The 743-nt window shown below is 55.6% G+C and carries 1 pseudogene; it reads right to left on the bottom strand.

From position 1 onward, the window contains the following. Positions 1-743: pseudogene (locus EQY_RS0123845) on the bottom strand (acetyl-CoA C-acyltransferase); the annotation flags it as partial.

Genomic DNA, 743 nt, shown 5'->3' with positions numbered 1-743 from the left:
GGGCGTCACCAAACCAAACCCCCCCGCCGCGACGGCGAAGTTCATGCAATGTCTGGGTTATCATCCGCGCACCAGTAGCCGCGAAGGGATGTCCGTAAGCAATCGAACCGCCAAGCACGTTAAATTTGCTGTCGTCCACTTCACCAGTGGCATGTGCACGCCCCAGCACATCGCGGGCAAAACGTTCACTACCCAGCAACTGAATATTCGCCAGCGTCTGGGCAGCAAATGCTTCATGCATATCAATCAATGTCAGATCGCTCATCGTTAAACCGGCACGTTCCAGCGCCAGCGGCGTTGACCAGGCTGGACCGAGCAACATGTCCTGCCAGACATCTATCGCGGTAAATGCATAACTGCGCAGATACCCCAGCGGTAACAACCCTAGTTCTTTCGCCCGCGATTCGGTCATCAGGATCACCGCCGCAGCACCATCGGTCAGCGGCGTACTGTTTGCCGCCGTTACCGTTCCGTGTTTGCGATCAAACGCCGGACGCAGCTTTGCGTAATCGGCAAGCGTGGAATTACCGCGAATATTGTTGTCTTCGGCAAGCGGTTGTTTATAAGGGGGGATAAAGGCGGTCATCACTTCTTCTTTGAGTTTACCTTCCGACCACGCCTGAGCGGCTCGCTGATGCGAACGGTGCGCTAATGCATCTTGCTGTTCGCGGGTAATACCGTAGGTTTTTGCCATTTGTTCGGCGGTGTCACCCATCCGCAAGCCGGTGGGATATTCTGCTACC

It is taken from the genome of Escherichia sp. TW14182 (assembly GCF_000208525.1).
GTDB lineage: Bacteria > Pseudomonadota > Gammaproteobacteria > Enterobacterales > Enterobacteriaceae > Escherichia > Escherichia ruysiae.
This window is presented reverse-complemented; position numbering and strand designations above follow the sequence as displayed.